14 protein-coding genes are annotated in these 17,114 nt (G+C 64.2%); 6 read left to right on the forward strand and 8 right to left on the reverse strand.

Annotated elements, in window-relative coordinates:
* Nucleotides 1-92 precede the first annotated feature (92 nt).
* Nucleotides 93-1,598, forward strand: a complete 1,506-nt coding sequence (locus H7A87_RS17835) for a family 1 glycosylhydrolase (protein ID WP_197942521.1) — start codon at nt 93-95, stop codon at nt 1,596-1,598.
* 432 nt (nt 1,599-2,030) lie between these two features.
* On the opposite strand, the gene gfa is transcribed toward H7A87_RS17835, so the two are convergent.
* Together gfa and H7A87_RS17845 are read right to left on the reverse strand one after the other, a co-directional pair.
* On the reverse strand, nt 2,031-2,603 hold the full coding sequence (gene gfa, locus H7A87_RS17840) for an S-(hydroxymethyl)glutathione synthase (protein ID WP_119128174.1): 573 nt from the start codon (nt 2,601-2,603) through the stop codon (nt 2,031-2,033).
* Nucleotides 2,604-2,664: 61 nt separating this feature from the next.
* Nucleotides 2,665-3,774, reverse strand: coding sequence for an S-(hydroxymethyl)glutathione dehydrogenase/class III alcohol dehydrogenase (locus H7A87_RS17845; RefSeq protein WP_119128173.1), 1,110 nt, complete (start codon nt 3,772-3,774; stop codon nt 2,665-2,667).
* 213 nt (nt 3,775-3,987) lie between these two features.
* Between H7A87_RS17845 and H7A87_RS17850 the strand changes: the two genes are divergently transcribed.
* Entirely contained in the window at nt 3,988-4,929 is a 942-nt protein-coding gene (locus H7A87_RS17850) for a LysR family transcriptional regulator (protein WP_119128172.1), read from the forward strand.
* Between the two features lie 78 nt (nt 4,930-5,007).
* Here the strand turns inward: H7A87_RS17850 and H7A87_RS17855 are convergent, their stop codons facing one another.
* The 4 genes from H7A87_RS17855 to H7A87_RS17870 form a co-directional block, all read right to left on the reverse strand.
* The gene (locus tag H7A87_RS17855) at nt 5,008-5,550 is read right to left on the reverse strand and encodes a hypothetical protein (RefSeq protein WP_147421075.1); all 543 of its coding nucleotides are present in this window, start codon (nt 5,548-5,550) and stop codon (nt 5,008-5,010) included.
* A 369-nt stretch (nt 5,551-5,919) separates the two neighbouring features.
* A complete protein-coding gene (locus H7A87_RS17860) occupies nt 5,920-6,111 on the reverse strand; it encodes a tautomerase family protein (protein ID WP_119128170.1) in 192 nt (63 codons plus the stop codon).
* A 111-nt stretch (nt 6,112-6,222) separates the two neighbouring features.
* Nucleotides 6,223-7,221, reverse strand: a complete 999-nt coding sequence (locus H7A87_RS17865) for an alpha/beta hydrolase (RefSeq protein WP_119128169.1) — start codon at nt 7,219-7,221, stop codon at nt 6,223-6,225.
* Nucleotides 7,218-7,895 (reverse strand): NAD(P)-binding domain-containing protein, encoded by a 678-nt coding sequence (locus H7A87_RS17870; protein ID WP_119128168.1) that lies wholly within the window; start codon nt 7,893-7,895, stop codon nt 7,218-7,220. The genes H7A87_RS17865 and H7A87_RS17870 overlap by 4 nt, the downstream gene beginning before the upstream one ends.
* 94 nt (nt 7,896-7,989) lie before the next feature.
* Here H7A87_RS17870 and H7A87_RS17875 point away from each other — a divergent pair, with 94 nt between their 5' ends.
* The 4 genes from H7A87_RS17875 to H7A87_RS17890 all read left to right on the forward strand — a co-directional run bounded on the left by H7A87_RS17875 (nt 7,990) and on the right by H7A87_RS17890 (nt 11,410).
* On the forward strand, nt 7,990-8,871 hold the full coding sequence (locus tag H7A87_RS17875) for a LysR family transcriptional regulator (RefSeq protein WP_102597112.1): 882 nt from the start codon (nt 7,990-7,992) through the stop codon (nt 8,869-8,871).
* A gap of 126 nt (nt 8,872-8,997) precedes the next feature.
* Nucleotides 8,998-9,447: a cupin domain-containing protein gene (locus H7A87_RS17880; protein WP_232087881.1), complete on the forward strand. Its 450-nt coding sequence runs from the start codon at nt 8,998-9,000 to the stop codon at nt 9,445-9,447.
* A gap of 89 nt (nt 9,448-9,536) precedes the next feature.
* The gene (locus tag H7A87_RS17885; protein WP_016901165.1) at nt 9,537-9,896 is read left to right on the forward strand and encodes a hypothetical protein; all 360 of its coding nucleotides are present in this window, start codon (nt 9,537-9,539) and stop codon (nt 9,894-9,896) included.
* A gap of 293 nt (nt 9,897-10,189) precedes the next feature.
* Entirely contained in the window at nt 10,190-11,410 is a 1,221-nt protein-coding gene (locus tag H7A87_RS17890; protein ID WP_232087882.1) for an MFS transporter, read from the forward strand.
* A 153-nt stretch (nt 11,411-11,563) separates the two neighbouring features.
* Here H7A87_RS17890 and H7A87_RS17895 read toward each other — a convergent pair whose 3' ends face one another.
* The gene (locus H7A87_RS17895; protein ID WP_180496789.1) at nt 11,564-14,335 is read right to left on the reverse strand and encodes a pitrilysin family protein; all 2,772 of its coding nucleotides are present in this window, start codon (nt 14,333-14,335) and stop codon (nt 11,564-11,566) included.
* A gap of 93 nt (nt 14,336-14,428) precedes the next feature.
* A complete protein-coding gene (locus H7A87_RS17900) occupies nt 14,429-17,065 on the reverse strand; it encodes a TonB-dependent receptor (RefSeq protein WP_180496790.1) in 2,637 nt (878 codons plus the stop codon).
* Nucleotides 17,066-17,114 lie beyond the last annotated feature (49 nt).

The following is a 17,114-nucleotide window of genomic DNA, read 5'->3' on the forward strand; positions in this document are numbered from 1 at the left end:
ATGCGACTTGTCGTCTGAGCGGCACGCATGCAGCAATCATCGCTCCCCGTGTTGAGAAGACCGACTAGAATCGGACAAGGACAGACCACCTCATGCGAAACATGATTCTCCTAGCCGCCGGCATCATTGCCACCTCAGGGCTGGCAGCGAGTACCGCCGGTCCGGCGGCAGCGGCCGAACACACCGGCGACGCCGAGCACCCAGGCAGCGCGCCCTTCCTCTGGGGCGCCTCATCGGCCGCGTTCCAGGTCGAAGGCGCCACGTCGGCCGAAGGCCGCGGCAAGTCGATATGGGACGTCTACCTGGATGATGAACATCTCGGCCAGAACAACGCCTCAGGCAGGACCGCGATCAACTTCTACGATCGCCGCCAATACCTGAAGGACATCGAGCTATTCAGGAGGATGGGCCTGACCAGCTACCGGTTTTCCGTCGCTTGGCCGCGCATCATTCCCGATGGCACCGGCAAGGTGAACATGCGGGCTGTCGCGCACTATCGACGTTTCATCGATGACCTGCGCGCAGCAGGCATCGAACCCATGCTGACCCTTTACCACTGGGACATGCCCGAGTCGCTAGCCAAGGCCGGCGGCTGGGACAATCGGGAGTCAATCGACTGGTATGCGCACTATGCCAAGGTGGTCTTCGACAACTTCCACGACAAGGTCAACCTCTACGTACTCGTCAACGAGCCACTGGTCGAGAGCGCCTACACTAATACGGTCGCCGAGCGCTTGGCCGGCAGGCCGGGGCCGTTTCTGCTCGTGCCGGACGCTGACCACCTGCAGGTGTCGCTCCGTCGCTTCAACCACATCCTGCTGGCCGCGGCCGCGGCCAAGGGCGAGTTCAACCAGGCCGGCTACCATGGCAGGCTAGGCGTTGCGCTACCGCTGTTTCCGATCCTCACCGACAAGGGCGCGACCCGAGCCGATGCGCAAGCCGCTACCTTGGCCGATGGTATCGTCAACCGCTGGTTTCTCGACGGCCTGTACAAGGGAGCCTATCCCGCCGACGTCCTCAAGCTGGCCTCGGACATGAAGCTCGACATCGACGTGCATCCCGGCGATGCCGCGCAGGTGACCGCAGCTGGGCTCGACTTCCTGGGCATCAACTATTACGCGCCGCTGTTCGTGCGGCAGCGCGCCGGTACGCAGGGATACGGCGCGGAGAGCTTCATCCCGCCGTTAACCGACGCCGCCTTCAATGGCCCGGTACGCCCGGACCAATTCACCGCCGTGCTCGACCGCATACGCATCGAGTACGCGAATCCGGCGGTCTACATCACCGAGAATGGCGCGGGATTTCCCGGCGACGATGTTCTGAAGAACGGCGTGATCAACGATGTCCGCCGCTGTCGTTACATCGTCGACCACGTCGCCGCGATGCAAAAGGCAATGGCCAAGGGCGCGGACGTACGCGGCTATCACGTCTGGTCGAGCCACGACAACCTCGAATGGCTGTCCGGCTACGGCAGCCGCTTCGGCATGATTTACGTCGATTTCGATTCCCAGGCGCGGATCTCCAAGGAAAGCGCAAAGACATATGCGCGCATCATCCAGGCCGGCTCGCCGACAGGCATGAGTTGCCCGGAAGACTGAGCCCTGGCACCACGACGGCGGCCTATGGTGGCGGTCCCACCACAGGCGCCCTTCCAGGTGCCGAAACTGAACTGCGGGTCCTCGGCGTGGCGTTGCGCAAAAGGTCTGTGCGCATAGTGCTAAACCGAGTACGAAGATGTGAGAGCTCATGGCCCGCTGCCAGCGAGCAGCGCCATCGAGTCCAGCTCGACGGCGCCAACAATCTCCGCAGCCATCACGATGCCACTCGATACGACCGCGTTCTTAACCGCGCTGCTGGACGAGCCCGCGTGGATGTTGACGACTGCTTGCGTACACCCGATCGAGTTGCCGATTACGGTCCTTTTCATCCTCTGCTTTGAATGCACGCATGGATTGCACGGCTACCTGGTACTGGCGATTGCCGCAGAATATCCCGCGACGGCATCACGCTGCCGCGGGGGACTCGCGCGCTTAGACAAGGACGCCGTTACGACGCGCGGTATGCGCGGACAACGTATCCATCAGCGGCGGGTTGAGCACGTCGTACGGTGGCAGGCCGAGCTCGTCGAGGCGGGCACGTATGCCATCCATCTGCTCCGGGCGGGCGCCGCCGCCCTCAATGATCGACGAAACGAATGCGGCAAAGCGCGGCTCCTCCCAGCCATCCTCGGTCGAGCGCTCGACGTGGATGAAGTCCAGGCCATGAAACGCGTGCTCGGTATTTTCGATGCGGCCGTACATGTGCACGCCGCAGGCGTTGCAGCGATGACGCTGGATGGTCGCGGTCTCGTCGACGATTTCCAGCTTGTCGGCGTTCGCGGTGACGCTCACCTTGTCGCGTGCCACCACGCCGACCAGCGAGAACACCGCTCCTTCAGGCTTCCAGCACTTGGTGCAGCCACAGACATGGTTGTGGGCGACGTTGGTGTCGACCTTGACCTCGACGGCGTCCTGCGCGCACAGGCAGCGGAGCGTTCCACCGTTGAAACCGGAGCGACCTGCAACAACGCCGGTGTCGACGGACGGATGGATGGATGTAGCCATGTTTATTTCCTCGCTGTGGGTTGCTTCAGCCCCCGGGGGGCAGGCGAAAGCTGTACGGGATTCAGTAATTGATAACGGAGCGGATCGACTTGCCTTCGTGCATCAGTTCGAACGCTTCGTTGATGGCTTCCAGCCCCATGGTGTGGGTGACGAACGGCGCCAGATCGATCTCGCCGCGCATGGCGTCTTCCACCATGCCCGGCAGCTGGGTGCGGCCCTTGACTCCACCGAATGCGCTACCGATCCAGCGACGGCCGGTGACCAGCTGGAACGGACGGGTGGAGATCTCCTGGCCGGCGCTGGCGACGCCGATCACCACGCTCTGGCCCCAGCCGCGGTGCGCGCATTCCAGCGCCGCGCGCATCACGTTGACGTTGCCGATGCACTCGAACGAATGGTCCACGCCCCAGCCCGTCATCTCGATGATCACTTGCTGGATCGGCTTGTCGAAGTCCTTTGGGTTAACGAAGTCGGTTGCGCCGAACTGCTTGGCGAGTTCGAACTTGGCCGGGTTGGTGTCTACGGCGATGATGCGGCCTGCCTTGGCCTGGCGCGCGCCCTGGATCACCGCCAGGCCGATGCCGCCAAGGCCGAACACTGCGACCGAGTCGCCTTCCTGCACCTTGGCGGTGTTGTGCACCGCGCCAATGCCGGTCGTCACGCCGCAGCCGAGTAGGCAGACATGCTCCGGATTCGCTTCCGGGTTGATCTTGGCCAGCGAAACCTCGGCCACCACGGTGTACTCACTGAACGTCGAGCAGCCCATGTAGTGGTAGATCGGCTCGCCGTTGTAGGAGAAGCGCGTGGTGCCGTCCGGCATCAGGCCCTTCCCCTGGGTGGCGCGCACCGCCACGCACAGGTTGGTCTTGCCGGACTTGCAGAACTCGCACTCGCCGCACTCGGCGGTGTACAGCGGGATGACATGGTCGCCAGGCTTGACCGAGGTGACATCCTCGCCGACCTCGACCACCACGCCGGCACCTTCATGGCCGAGCACGACCGGAAAGAGACCTTCCGGGTCGTCACCTGACAGGGTGAACGCATCGGTATGGCAAACGCCGGTGCTGGTGATCTTCACCAGCACTTCGCCCTTCCTCGGCGGGGCGACGTCGATCTCGACGATCTTGAGCGGCTCGCCCGGTCCAAACGCAACTGCGGCACGTGATTTCATTAGCCATCTCCTGTGGGGGGTGCTGGGCCTGTAGGATCCAGAGTGTCTGGATCGAAGTCGTTGAAGCGTCCGTCGCGGGCGCGTGGGCTGACGACATGGGGGCGATCGGAACGGGTGCCAGTATCCGGAATCGGAAAGTGCTCGCATATGGAATTAACTAGATTTCAAAATTCCACAAAATGGAACTCCTTAGAACCACTCCCCGGTCCGCCCATGCAAAATGAGCTCGAACTGCTGCGCATCTTCCGCAGCGCCGCTGAGTCGACCAGCTTCCGCGATGCGGCGGTCCGGCTGGGCTCCTCGCCGCAGGGCGTGACTCGGGCCATCAAGGTCCTGGAGAAGCACTATGACGAAGTACTGTTCCACCGCAGTACGCGCCAGGTGCGGATCACCGCGTTCGGCGAAGCGCTGCTGAAGCGGATCCGGCCGACCCTCGATCAGTTCGAGCAGCTCTGGCAGCCAAGCCGCCCCGACCGTGACGAAGCGGTCACCGGCATCGTCCGGGTCAGCGCACCGCACAGCCTCGGCACGCGGGCAGTGCTGCCGGCGCTGCAGCGCGTCGCCCGACGCCACCCCGCGATCACCCTGGATGTGCGGCTTTCGGACCGAATCAGCGATGCGGTCGACGAGGGCATCGATGTGGGCGTGCGGGTCGGCTTCATGCACGACAGCCGCTTCGTCGCGCGCCAGGCCGCCAACATGTCGCTGTACACGGTGGCAGCGCCGGAGCTGCTCGCGCGCCTCGGCGAACCGGCCGATATCGATGCGCTGGGCGCGTTGCCCATCACCGCCTCGCTGGACATCAACACCGGGCGTCCGTGGCCTTGGTACTTCAAGGCTGGGCGACAGTGGAGCCCGACCTCCCCGGCCTTCACTGCCGATGACGCGGATATGGAAATGGGCGCCGTGCTGGCCGGCATCGCCTTTGGCCAGCTCGCCGATTACATGGCCGTCCCCTACATCGCCGAGGGCCGGCTGGTACGGGTCTTGCGGGACGTGGAGCCGGCGGCCTGGGGGTTGTATGTCTACCGCCCCCAGCGTGGGCCGGTGCCGGCGCGGATCCGCGCAGTGTTCGACGAGCTGCACGCCGCGGTTGCCACATTGCCGTCGCTGGAAAAACGTGAAGCTCCCCCTACGGCGGACACCGGCACCTAGATGTCCGGCAGCGTCAACGGACCCGCCGCGCCCACAGCGGTCGGCATAGCAGCGGGACGAGGTGGCGTGTAATGCCGGTTAGCACGACAGCGCAACGCCGATGAACCGCATGTGGTGAAGGATCTCGCGCAGGATCAATAGCCTTGCCGCAAAATCGGCGTCGTGTGGCAGGCCCTGCTGGCGGGCGGTACTGCCGTAGCTGACGGCGGCCAGGCGTCCGAACAACCCTTCCACGGCCTGCAGATCCAGTTCGACCCGGCCCGCCACCATCCGGAACCCCGATGCCAGCACCACCTCCAAAAGCGCTTCATCGGCATACAACAGGTGGTCGGCCAGGGGCGGCAGTCCCCAGTCCTTCATGACCTCGTCCTCGACGGTGGCGATCGCCACTTCCAGTGCCGATGCGTTCGGAAACGTTCCGTTGAAGCAGCCATCGATCAAAGTCTGGACACCAACCTGCAGCAATCTTCCCTCGACACGCCCCCGGCAACCGACCAGCAATTCGCTGGTTGCCGATCCGATCCGTAGCAGCACCGCGCCCTCATCCGGGCCGGCATCTTGCTGTACCTGCACCAGGGCGGGGTCGACATCGGCGATGGGGTGGCGGGTGGCCATGGTCAAAGGTCTACGATCCGGATGTCGCAGAGAATGTACACGGACGCGTAGCCGCCGTGATCAAGTTTGTCGCCGCGCCTCATGCCTCGGCGTTCGGCTTCCCATGGATGGTTTGCTGGTAGATCAGCAGCACCAGCAGCGCCGCGCCGGCGATGGCAACCAGCCGGACGTACTCCGGAGCGCCATTGCAGCGCGGGCTGTACCAACGCGACGACGATCAGTCGGCGGAAATGGACGCACTAAAAACCGTACTGGCGCAGTTCCTCTCCAGCCGTGGCCACCCGGTGCCCGTGGGACTTGCCAGGAGGATGCCCGGCGCTTGATACACCGGGCGCCCCAACGCCGAGCCCCGCACCGTTGCGGGGCCGTAACCGATCAGCCGGGCTCGCCGCCGAACAGCTTACCCTCGCCCGCCCAGTCGGACGGCTTGACGTCTTCGAAGATTACGTAGATGTACCTCGGATCGGTACCGGTGTGCTTGACGATGCTTTCTGTGACATCGGCGGCCACAGCGGCCTTGGCCTTGTGGTCCTTGCCTTCAAACCAGGTGATACGTGCGACGGGCATGACATGACTCCTTTTGACTGGGTGGAAGGACCTGCAGATGGCGCACCCAGTTGGCACCCGGCTGCACTCTTTCGGCCGGACGCACCACAGCGGCGCGTCCGGCCAGGGATGTCAGCGATCCAGGAATGCACTCAGATCCTGAGTGAACTTGATGGGATTCTTGAACATCAAGAAGTGATCGCCCTGCTCTTCCTTGGTATAGACGAACAACTCCGAACCCGGGATGACACCATGCATCCAGCGCTGGCTCGGCAAATTGTTGCTGTATTCGCCTGAAAAGATTGCCACCGGCACATCGATCTTGTGCTGGATCACGTCACGCCAGTCGTTGGTGACGTGGTCGAACAGCACCCTGCTGATCGCCTGTGGATCATTCTTGATAAAAGCGGCGGAGAACCCCTCGGAATTGACGTAATAAGGCGAATCCTTGGCCATCGCGCGCTCCCAGGGGCGCAGGTCGGTGACCAGACTGTTGAGCGGAGCGCCTGTGGTGAAGCCCGCCACCATACGCTCCGGGTCGGTAGTGGTGCCACCGGCCTCAAGGCGCTGCTGTTCGGACCAATCGGCATGCGAATAGATTGAAATCGGCTCGTCGACGAACACGGCCTTGCGGATGCTGCCGGTACCGAACAGGTCGATGTAGCTCCACAGCACAGAAGCACCCATCGACCAGCCGGCGTAATCTGCTTTCTTCAAATGGAGGTGGTCGGACAACTCCTTGAGGTCCATCGCGAAACGGGAGATCCGGCCGCCGTATTCCGCCCGTTGCGAAAGCCCCTGGTTGCGAGGATCGATCACGTAAACATGGTAATGCTTGCTTAGCAGGTACATCACGTTGATGTACTCGGCACCATTCGCAGACCAACCGGGAATGAATATCAGCGGCTTGCCGCTGCCCGCCTCCCAATAATTGATTCTGACGCCGTCGGATGTTGTGAAGTCGTTGATCTGCAGGCCGGGGAAATCGGACAGCTTGTGCGGCACGCCGTCGAGCTGGTTCGGGAACGTGTAGTCCTTGCCGAGGACCTGCAATGCCGGCGCGGCGGACGCGCTGCCGCATGCAAAGGCGAGCACTGCCGCGCAGACACCGGCAAGTAGCGGTCGATTCATGGTGGTGATACCTCTATGCGAGTTGATGAATAAGATCGAGGAATTGGCAAGGCGCTGGTCCACACCGGGGCGGAGCCCGTCCCGCCATCCAGCACATGTCCAAGCTGAACGTTCAGCAGCCCTATCGACTCCAGCAGCCGGCTGTTGCGCAGCCCGCCGGCGTTGACAGGGAGAAATCCCAGCAGCGACGCCAGGTGCTGAACCTCCGCCCTGGCGCCGGGATTGTCGGCGGCGACGAAGACCTGCAGCTTCCTGCTACTGCGCGCCGGTACAGGAACCAACTGCGCGGCTATCGTGTTGAAGGCCTTGACTACGAAGGCCCGTGGCTTGGCCGCCTGCAACGCCTCGGCCGCCGAGTCGGTCAAGCCAATCAGCAGATCCTGGCTGTCGGAGCTGATCGGGTTGCAGAGATCAACGAGAACCTTGCCGGCCAAGTCGCCGAGGTTGGCAAGCGCCGCGATGGTCGCCGGATACGGCAGCGCGAGCAGCACCAGATCGGCAATTTTCACCGCTGCGGCGATGCCACCCCCCTCGCTCTCACGACCGATCTGCCTGGCGAGCGCTGCAGCCATTTCTGGCTGGTGGTCACCAATGACCACCTCCAATCCGGCGTCGGCCATGACATGGGCGTAGGCGGTTCCGATGCTGCCGGTTCCGATGACGGCGTACTTCATACGTCCTCCGACAAATATGGAGCGCTATCGTGACCCTGACCAACAACGCGATAAATGACTAAGATGCACCATCATTTGAAACTTTTTTTTTCCAATGGATCGCCTGACCAGTCTTGCTGTCTTCGTCAAAGCCGTGGACTTGGGCTCGTTCAGCGCAGCCGGTGCGTCCCTGCAGATGTCGTCGCAACTGGTAGGCAAGCATGTGCAGGGGCTGGAATCGCGCCTGGGCGTGCGCCTGCTGTCGCGGACGACCCGTCGTCAAAGCCTCACCGACTTTGGCCGCACGTTCTACGAACGCGCGCGCATCATCCTTGCCGAGGTGGATGCCGCCGAAAATCTGGCCGCAGAGACCCGGGCGCTGCCGATCGGCAAGCTGCGCATCAATGCACCGGTCAGTTTCGGCATGCGTACGCTGGCGACTCGCCTGCCCGATTACATGAAGATGCACCCGCAGGTCGAGGTGGACCTGACGCTCAGCAACCGTGCGGTCGACCTGATCGACGAGGGATACGACGCCGTGTTCCGGGTCGGCACCCTGTCCGACAGCGGCTTGATCGCCCGGCAACTGGCGCCTTATCGGCTAGTGCTATGCGCGTCGCCGGGTTACCTGGCGTCACATGCGCCATTGGTAACGCCGTGGGATCTGCAACAGCACGATTGCCTCGGCTTTTCGCATACCGAGCTGCGTACCCATTGGGCCTTCGACGGTCCTGATGGTCACGTCAGTATTCCTATTGCCAGCCGCCTCATGGTCGACCATGGCGAACCGCTACTGTGCGCAGCGCTGGCAGAGCTGGGCGTCCTGCTGCAGCCGTTGGAGCTGGTGCGCGAGGCGCTGGCGGACGGTCGGCTCATCGAACTGCTGCCTGATTACAGGGTCCCTACGCGGCCCCTCCACGTGCTCTATGCGCCTGATAGGCGCATCACACCGAAGCTGCGCAGCTTCCTGGACTTCGCAGTAGAGGCTTTCGGCTGAGCGCGCACGCTTTTGCGCCCTTTATTGCAGTCGTTTCGTTTCAAGTCATGGGTTGGCTCTGCTGTTTATCTTCAGGCCACCGGGTCATACCGTACCTGCACACTTTAATTAAAGCAGGGATCTGCCGTGAAAATTTTTAACTCGCTGGCGATGCTGGGCGCCGTCAGCATGGTTGTCGCACCGTCGGCCATGGCGGAAAACGCCAAACCCCAGTCGGAGCAGCTCATCCAATCGGATAAGGGCATCACCGGCGCGCCTTATGCCAGCTATCCACAAGGGCGCCCGCAACTGACCGTATTGCGGATCAAGTTCCCCGCGCATGCCACCTTGCCCTGGCATACGCACGTGGTGCCGAATGCTGCCTACGTGGTCTCTGGACACATGCTGATCGAGGATCAGGCCACGGGCAAGAAGTACCGGATCAATGCAGGCCAAGCGTTCCCCGAAGCCGTTGGTGTCGTCCATCGAGGACTGACCGAGGAAGCGCCCGCCGAGGTCATCGTGACCTATGCGGGAACGAAGGACACGCCGCTGTCGATCCCAGTCGAAGGCGGCGAGCCCGAATTCTCCAAGTAGGCGCGCCTGGCCGCTCTACCCCTTTATGTTGCCTTCGCTCTGCCAGTGACCATGCGTGCCTGGCACGGCGCTCAGCTGGATCCATCGACGTGAAAGACCAAATCACCTGCGTATTCGAACTCAACATCCTCCCTGGCAAGCTGGAAGGCTTCAAGGACATCGTCAGCAGAGCCGTCGCCGCCACCCAGGCCGACCCGGGGACGCTCTTGTACGAGTACAGCTTCAGCGACGATGGAACGGTGGCCCATATCGTCGAGCGTTACCATGCCGCAGCCGTGGTGCCCCACGTCGACATCACCTTCGCACCGTTTGCGCAGCCGTTCGTCGAGCACGTGCAATTCGCACGTCTGACCGTCTACGGTGAGCCCGACGCCGAGATCCGCAAGCGGCTGGATGCCTTCGGCGCCGTCTACATGAAGCCTTTCGCAGGCTTTGATCGCTTCGATTGACGGCACAGATGCAACTCGTCCGCCCCCTGGAAGGTTAGCCGCGTTCAACCGCCGCTATCAGGCGACGTGCCTGCTGCCGGAATTCGCTTCGCCCCCCCATTTTCGCGGCTGCCCGCGTTGGTGCACAGGAAAGCCGCCCCTCCGCCGCGACATGAGCTCCCCCTGATCAAACAACTGCGGTAACGCGACAGTTTTATCGGGACGTGAATGCACCACCAAGGACGGGTGCTGCCACGTCGCAACGAGCGTTGCGCCTAGCCGCCTGCGCCCCTTTTTCGGTGAGGACGTTGTCCTTGCAATCGCAGTTCCCTCCAGCTCCCACTTCCAATACAAACGGCGATTCCGCCGTCCCTGGCCACGGTAAATATGCGGCAATCATCTCCGCACTTGCCGTCGGCGGCTTCGTGATCGGCATCAGCGAGTTCGCCATCATGGGGCTGATGCCGAATGTCGCGCGCGAGTTCGGCATCGCCGAGCAGACGGTCGGCCACCTGATCAGCATCTATGCCCTCGGCGTCGTCGTCGGTGCGCCGACGCTGGCGCTGATCGCAGGCCGGGTCAGTCGCAAGACGATGCTGATCGTGCTCATGGCGGCCTATGCGGCGGCCAACCTGCTCAGCGGCCTTTCGCCCAGCTATCGCTGGATGGTGTTCTTCCGCTTTGTCTCCGGACTTCCGCACGGCGCCTTCTTCGGCCTGGCGGCGCTGGTGGCAGCCTCCGTCAGCCGTCCCCAGCAGCGCGGTGCCGCCGTGGCACGCGTGATGCTGGGCATCACCCTGGCGCTGCTCGTCGGCAATCCGCTGGCGGTGGCCATCGGCCAGGCGCTGAGTTGGCGCTATGCGTTCTACATGGTCGCTGGCGGCGCGCTCATCACGATTGCGCTGCTGGCCTGGGCGCTCCCGCGCGACGGCCAGCAGCGGCCGCAGGCCGGTGCGCTGGCGGAAATGCGCGACTTCAACAGGCCCGCGGTTTGGCTGACCCTGTGCATCGGTGCGGTGGGATTCGCCGGGATGTTCTGCGTCTTCGGCTATATGGCGCCGACGATGCTCCAAGTCACCGGGGTTTCCGACCATTGGATTCCGTTCGGCATCGCCGCCTTCGGTGCCGGCTCGATGATCGGCGCCCAGCTTGGCGGCTGGATGTTCGACAGACACGGCAGCCGCGCGGCGACGATGAGCCTGATAGGCGCGATCGCGGCCATGCTGATCTATGCCCTGGCAGTCAGGTCCCCGCTTTCGGTCATCCCCGGAATCGTGCTGGTGGGCACGATGGGGACCCTGGTCCCGATCCTGCAGATCCATCTGCTCGACGTCGCGCGCGGCGCGCAGGGGCTGGCATCGGCCGCCAACCAGGCCGCCTTCAACGTCGCCAACGCACTGGGCCCCTGGTGCGGAGGGCTGGCGGTCTCGGCCGGGCTGGGCTGGGCCTCGACCGGCCTGGTGGGGGCCACCCTGGCGCTGGTCGCACTGCTCCTCTGGTCCCTGGCCCCGGCCCGACTCAAGCGGGCCCAATGAGGCCCAGGGCGGTTCGACCATCTGGGCGCGCCCCTCTCCATCGCGACGGAACGTCCACCGGTCGACCGGCGGCAAGCCGACCCGCCCGGCCGATGCTGCCAGACTGCCACCGGAGACCGTGGCGCACACCGCTCGAAGGCACGCCGCACGCGGCTATTTTGCGCCGGCCATGCGTCGCTTCGCACCCGCGAAGTCGCCGGCCACGAACGTACTCATCGCCTCGGGGTGAAGGCGCCGCCGGATCGCAGCGTTGACCTGCTCGACGGTCAGCCCGGCGATGGTGCGCTCGAAGTCCGCGTCCCATCGCATGGTGCGGCCGAGGTAGAGATTCAGGCGCAGCCCGGAGGCGATGCTGCCATCGGTGGCGCGAGCCTCCAGGTAGGACGACAGCAGGGCGGCCTTGGCGTCGGCCAGTTCCTGCTCGGTCACACCCTCACGGATGAAACGAAGCAGCTCCTCGTGCATCGCCCCCTCGACCCGGCGCATGTTTTCCGGGGCCGAAGTGGCCTGCATGTAGAACACGCCGTTGTCGTCCTCCGGACTGACGATCACCCCGCTGCCGACGTAGTAGCTCAGGCCGTCCTGCTCGCGGATGCGGTCGCCCAGGCGCGAGGCCTTGGCGCCGCCGCCGAAGACGCGGGCGGCGACCAGCAGCGCAGGGTGGTCGGGATCGTCGACCTGGATCGGGAAATTGCTGCGCGAGACGATCACCGCGTTGGCCTTGTCCGGGGTTTCGAACATCTCGCGGACGGCCTTGCTGGGCTGGAAATACGGTTCGCGTGTACGAACGAACGGCCTGGGCGAGGTCCAGCCGGTGAATAGCGCATCGAGTTCCCGTCGCAGTTGCGCCTCGTCGAAGTCGCCCACCACGACGACCTCGCCGTCGGCGGTTCCATAGAAGTCGCGATGGAAAGCCCTCACGTCCTCCAGCTTCACCGATTTGACGCCCGCCAGCTCGTCATCCAGCGAGCGCACAGCGCGCGGATGCCCGGACGGCCAGGGATCGAAATACTTGCGCATGGCATAGTCGACGATCTGACCCGGCTCGCGCTTGCGATCCTCCATTCCGGTGATCGATTGCGAGCGGATCTGCTCGAATTCATCCTCCGGGAAAGACGGCGTACGCAGGATCTCTGCCGCCAGCCGCAGGGCCGGCAGCAGGTTGTCACGGTCGGTATCGATGCCGATGTACGCCATCTGGCCGGCACCGAGCACGGAAACCCGCGCCTTCAGGTCGTCGAAGCGCTGGGAGATCTGCTCGCGGGTCATCGTGCGCGTGCCGCGCATCAGCAGATTGCCGGCGAAGCTGGCAGCGTCCTGGCGCCCGGCGATGGACCGTTCGTCGCCGAAGTGGAACATCAGCTCGGCCGAAACGCGATTGCCGCGGGACTGCTTGGGCAGGAGCGCGACCTTCAACCCCTTGCCCAGTGTCATTGTGCGTGTCCGGGCTTGGATATGCTCCGGAGAATTGTCGAATACCTCGCCGGCGGCCACCGCAGGCCGTCCCTTGTAGCGCGAGACAAGGCTCGCGACGTCGGGAGCGGCAGGGATCTCGACGCGCTCGGGTTGTGGGCTCGGGATGAAGCGCGCCAGGGTGCGGTTGGCCGGTACCAGGTATTTTCGGGCCACTCGGTTGACATCGACGACGGTGACCTTGGCAATGGCATCGCGATACACGAATCCAAGCCTCCAGTCGCCCGCGGCGATGGACTCTGAAAGCGCGTTCGCCACGCCCAGTACGTTGCTGTCCCTGGCACGATCGTACATGTTGCCGAGTCTCTGCTTCGCTGCTGCGACTTCCTCCTCCTTGAAGGGATGTGCCGCCAGTCCCTCGACCTGATCGAGCAGCACACGCTCCACCTGTGCCGGGTCGCTGCCGAGCATGGGCGTGGCATAGAAGCCGGCCAGTCCCGGCTCCAGGAAACTGTCCACTGCACTGTCGCTGTTGACCGCCAGCTTGGGAACCACCAGCGCCTTGTGCAGGCGACCACCGGGCACGGCGCCCATGATGTTGGTCAGCACCCTGAGCGCTGCGGCGTCCGGGTGCGCCATTGCCGGTGTGTGGTACCCCAGGGCGATCAGGTGCAGTTCCCCGACCCGCCTGACGGTGATCTCGCGCTCGCCGTCCTGTGCCGGCTCGACGGTGTACCGGACCGGCAGTGTCCGGCTCGGGCGTGGCACGGCACCGAAGGTGCGCTGCACCGTGGCAAGGACGCGCTGCGGGTCGAATCGGCCGGCCACGATCACGGTGGCCGTGTCGGGCTGGTACCAGGTGCGGTAGAAGGCCTGCAGCCGCTCAATCGGTACGTTCTCCACGTCGGCGCGATTGCCGATCACGCTCTTGCCGTAGGCGTGCCACAGGAAGGCCTGGGAGGTCATGCGCTGCAGCAGCAGGCTCGTGGGCTTGTTCTCGCCGATCTCCAACTCGTTGCGGACGACGGTCATCTCGCTATCCAGCTGCTCCCGCGCAACGTTGGCGTTGACCATGCGATCGGCTTCCGCCATCAACAGCCAGTCCAGCGTCTGCTCGTTGGCAGAGAACCAGCCATAGTAGTTGGTACGGTCCTGCCCGGTGGTGCCGTTGAAGGTGATGCCCCGGCGCTTGAATTCCGCAGCGATGTTGGCGACGGTGGGTGTGCCCTTGAACAGCAGGTGCTCGAGCAGATGTGCCATGCCGCTTTCGCCAGAGTTCTCATGTGCCGCACCCACCGCGTAGGTGACATTGACCAGCGTCGATGAAGCGCTGGCATCGGGAAACAGCAGGACCGTTAGGCCGTTGGCCAGGTGGTACTCGCTGATGCCCTCAACGCTGGCTCCCGTGGTCACCCCTGGAGGCAGCGCAGTACGCACGCTGTCGGGTGTGGTCGCACCCGCGTCGGTGGACAAAAACAAAAAGCAGGCAAGCAGCAGGGAACAACGAGACATCGGCATAGGACTCCACGGCCGCATCAGGGCCAATCGTTGAAAAGTGACCTGCGTTCGGTAAGCGCGGAAGGCAGGCCTAAGGGGGGAACTGCGTCAGAAGCTTCCGCGCAGGGACACGGTGAAGTTGCGGGGCTCGCCGTACCAGTTGCCGCCCGAGGAATTGCTGACCGTCTGGTAGTAGGTCCGGTCGAACAGGTTGTTGATGTTGAGCGCGACCGTCCAACGCTCGTCGAGCTGCAAGGCCGCGCGCGTGGAGACCACGGCGTAGCCAGGCTGCTGGAAATCGAACGCCGCAGTTCCACCCGTGCACGCCCCGGTCACCCGGTCCACCGCCAGGCATGCCACCCCGCTGTAGTAGCCGCGGCTCTGCGCGTTCACGCCGCCGCCGACGTTGAGCCGGCCCAGCCAGCCGCCACCCTGGAATTGGTAGCTGGTCCAGAGCTTGAGCAGGTGCTTGGGCAGCCGGCTCTGCAGCGGCAATCCGTTCTGAGTCGAAAGCTCACCGGTTTCCTCGTTCTCGTTGCGCGTGTAACTGGCAGCGACTTGCCAGCCAGGCAGGATCTCGCCAGTGACTTCCATATCCACGCCGCGGCTCACCCGCTTAAGATCGGTGTTGGTGATGTAGCAGCAAAAATGGGTACCGCCGTCGGGCGTGCTCAGGTCACCGTCCAGGGAGGCGAAGTCCTTCTGCTCGATACGATAGGCTGCCAGCGTGGCGTTCAACCGGCCATCGCGCGCTGCCCACTTGACGCCTGCCTCGATATTGCTGCCGGTGATCGGATCGACCGTTTTGCCGTCGTGGCCCAGCAGCAGCGACTGCTCGACATAGATGTCGCTGTAGCCGACGTAGGCCGTGACGTCGTCGGTCACGTCGTAGCTCAGCGAAACGTTCGGAGGCCAGCTAATGTTGTTGGTGGAGTACTCGAAAGGATACGTGTCGTAGACCTGCCCGAACGCCCAGATATCGTCGCCGAGCCAGTCCATGCACCCCGACGGATCCTGGCAGATGCTGTCCAGCACCTCCCGGGACTCGAGGGTGCTGTAGCGCATGCCGATGTTCAGGTGCAGCGGCCCCCAGAACGTCAGGCGCAGGTTGGCGTAGGCGCCGGTCTGGCGGCTCAGGTAGGTTGGATAGCGCTGATACGCGGCCATCGCGCCGGCCTGCGCGTAGGCCGGGTCGTAAGGATCGAAGCCGAAGACGTTGACCGGAACGCTGTCGGAATCCAAGGGGACGTAACGGGTCAACCCGGCACCATCGGCTTTCATGTAGTTGGCGCCGACGGCCAGTTGCTGCTCGTGGCCGAACAGCTTGAAGGTGCCATTGAGCGTGAGGTCGGCAGCGATCTGCTCGCTGGCGCCGTCCTCCTTGATCTGATCCATCTGCGGGCCCGTCAGCACCCCCGGATTGACCGCGCCGCCGACCACGCCGTAGGTCCAGGTCCGCTCCTGCTTGGTCCGCGTGACGTTCAGCTTCAGGCCCCAGTGCTGGCCCAGTGCCTGTTCCACCTGACCATAGAGCTCGGTGGTGTCGAACTCGTAGCTGTTCCAGGGAAAGCAGAAGCAGGTCTTTGGCGACAGGCCCAGGTCGCTGCCGTCCACGTAGCGCGGCAGGCCGCCGGCGAACGGCAGTGCGTCCTGCCAGCTACGGCTGGCGCCGACGCTGACCAGCGTGGACGGCGTCAGGTCGTACTCCAGCACGCCGTTGACCACCGTCTTCTCGTTGCGTGCGATGTCGTAGAAGTAGTTCTGGTCCTGCCAGACGAGGATGCCGCGTCCACGCAGCTTTCCGTCCAGCCCCAGCGGACCGGTCGCATCCAGCGTCGTGCGGTAGTTGCTCCAGCTTCCCGCCTGGGCTTCCACGACCACCTGGCGATGGTCGAGCGGGCGCTTGCGTAGCAGGCTGATCACCCCGCCCGGCGCACCGTACCCGTTGAACAGGCCATCGGCGCCGCGCAGGATCTCGGCATGGTCGTACAGCGCCATGTCCAACTGCGGCACCATGCCGAAGCTGGTGGTGGAGGCGATGTCCAGCGGCGCGCCGCCATCGATCTGCAGGCGCTGGATGCGAAAGCCCCGCGAATAGAACTCCGCCTCCAGCGGGCCGTTGCTGCCGGTGATGGTGCTCACGCCCGCGCTCTGGGCCATCAGCGCGGAGAAATCGGTGAGGTTCTGCTCGACGATGCGCTCGTGCGTGACCACGCTGACCGATTGCGGCGTGTCCTTGATCGACAGCGGGATCTTGCTGGCGATGCCCAGCGCGTCGCTGGTGTAGCTGCCGCTGCCCTCGGTGGCGGTCACGTCCGTGCTTCCATTGATGCCAGCCATGGCCCGGCTGCTGCCATCGCCCTCCACACGCAGCGGGCCGAGCATGCGCGTGCTGCCGGCGTCTGGGATCTCCTCGATGACCACCGTGCGCGGGCCGGCGAACCGGAAGGTCATGCCGCTTCCCGTCAGCAACCGGGTCAGGCCCCCCTCGATGGAGTAGCTGCCCTGCAGGCCCTCGGTGCGCTTGCCGTCGGTCAACCGACTGTCGACGTTGAATTGAAGGCCGGACTGGGTGCCGAAGCGCAGCAAGGCGTTGCTGAGCGGTCCGGCAGGCACATCGAAATCGCGCGTCTGCCCTTGCTGCGCGAGTGTCTCCTGAGCGCTAGCCACCGGCGCCACGCCCCAGGTGAAGGCACCCACTGCCGCTGCAACTGCCACCAGCGTGCCCTTCGCGCATCGCTGCACCATCCATTCGAAAACCCAAGCCTGTGAAGCGCTGAAAGCTCTTTGCCTC

The organism is Xanthomonas sp. CPBF 426 (assembly GCF_903989465.1).
Taxonomy (GTDB): domain Bacteria; phylum Pseudomonadota; class Gammaproteobacteria; order Xanthomonadales; family Xanthomonadaceae; genus Xanthomonas; species Xanthomonas euroxanthea.

What these genes read in the sequence shown, in the direction of transcription:
- H7A87_RS17835 (WP_197942521.1), top strand. Translation starts at nt 93, where the DNA reads ATGCGAAACATGATTCTCCTAGCCGCCGGCATCATTGCCACCTCAGGG.
- gfa (WP_119128174.1), bottom strand. Translation starts at nt 2,603, where the DNA reads ATGGCTACATCCATCCATCCGTCCGTCGACACCGGCGTTGTTGCAGGT.
- H7A87_RS17845 (WP_119128173.1), bottom strand. Translation starts at nt 3,774, where the DNA reads ATGAAATCACGTGCCGCAGTTGCGTTTGGACCGGGCGAGCCGCTCAAG.
- H7A87_RS17850 (WP_119128172.1), top strand. Translation starts at nt 3,988, where the DNA reads ATGCAAAATGAGCTCGAACTGCTGCGCATCTTCCGCAGCGCCGCTGAG.
- H7A87_RS17860 (WP_119128170.1), bottom strand. Translation starts at nt 6,111, where the DNA reads ATGCCCGTCGCACGTATCACCTGGTTTGAAGGCAAGGACCACAAGGCC.
- H7A87_RS17865 (WP_119128169.1), bottom strand. Translation starts at nt 7,221, where the DNA reads ATGAATCGACCGCTACTTGCCGGTGTCTGCGCGGCAGTGCTCGCCTTT.
- H7A87_RS17870 (WP_119128168.1), bottom strand. Translation starts at nt 7,895, where the DNA reads ATGAAGTACGCCGTCATCGGAACCGGCAGCATCGGAACCGCCTACGCC.
- H7A87_RS17875 (WP_102597112.1), top strand. Translation starts at nt 7,990, where the DNA reads ATGGATCGCCTGACCAGTCTTGCTGTCTTCGTCAAAGCCGTGGACTTG.
- H7A87_RS17895 (WP_180496789.1), bottom strand. Translation starts at nt 14,335, where the DNA reads ATGTCTCGTTGTTCCCTGCTGCTTGCCTGCTTTTTGTTTTTGTCCACC.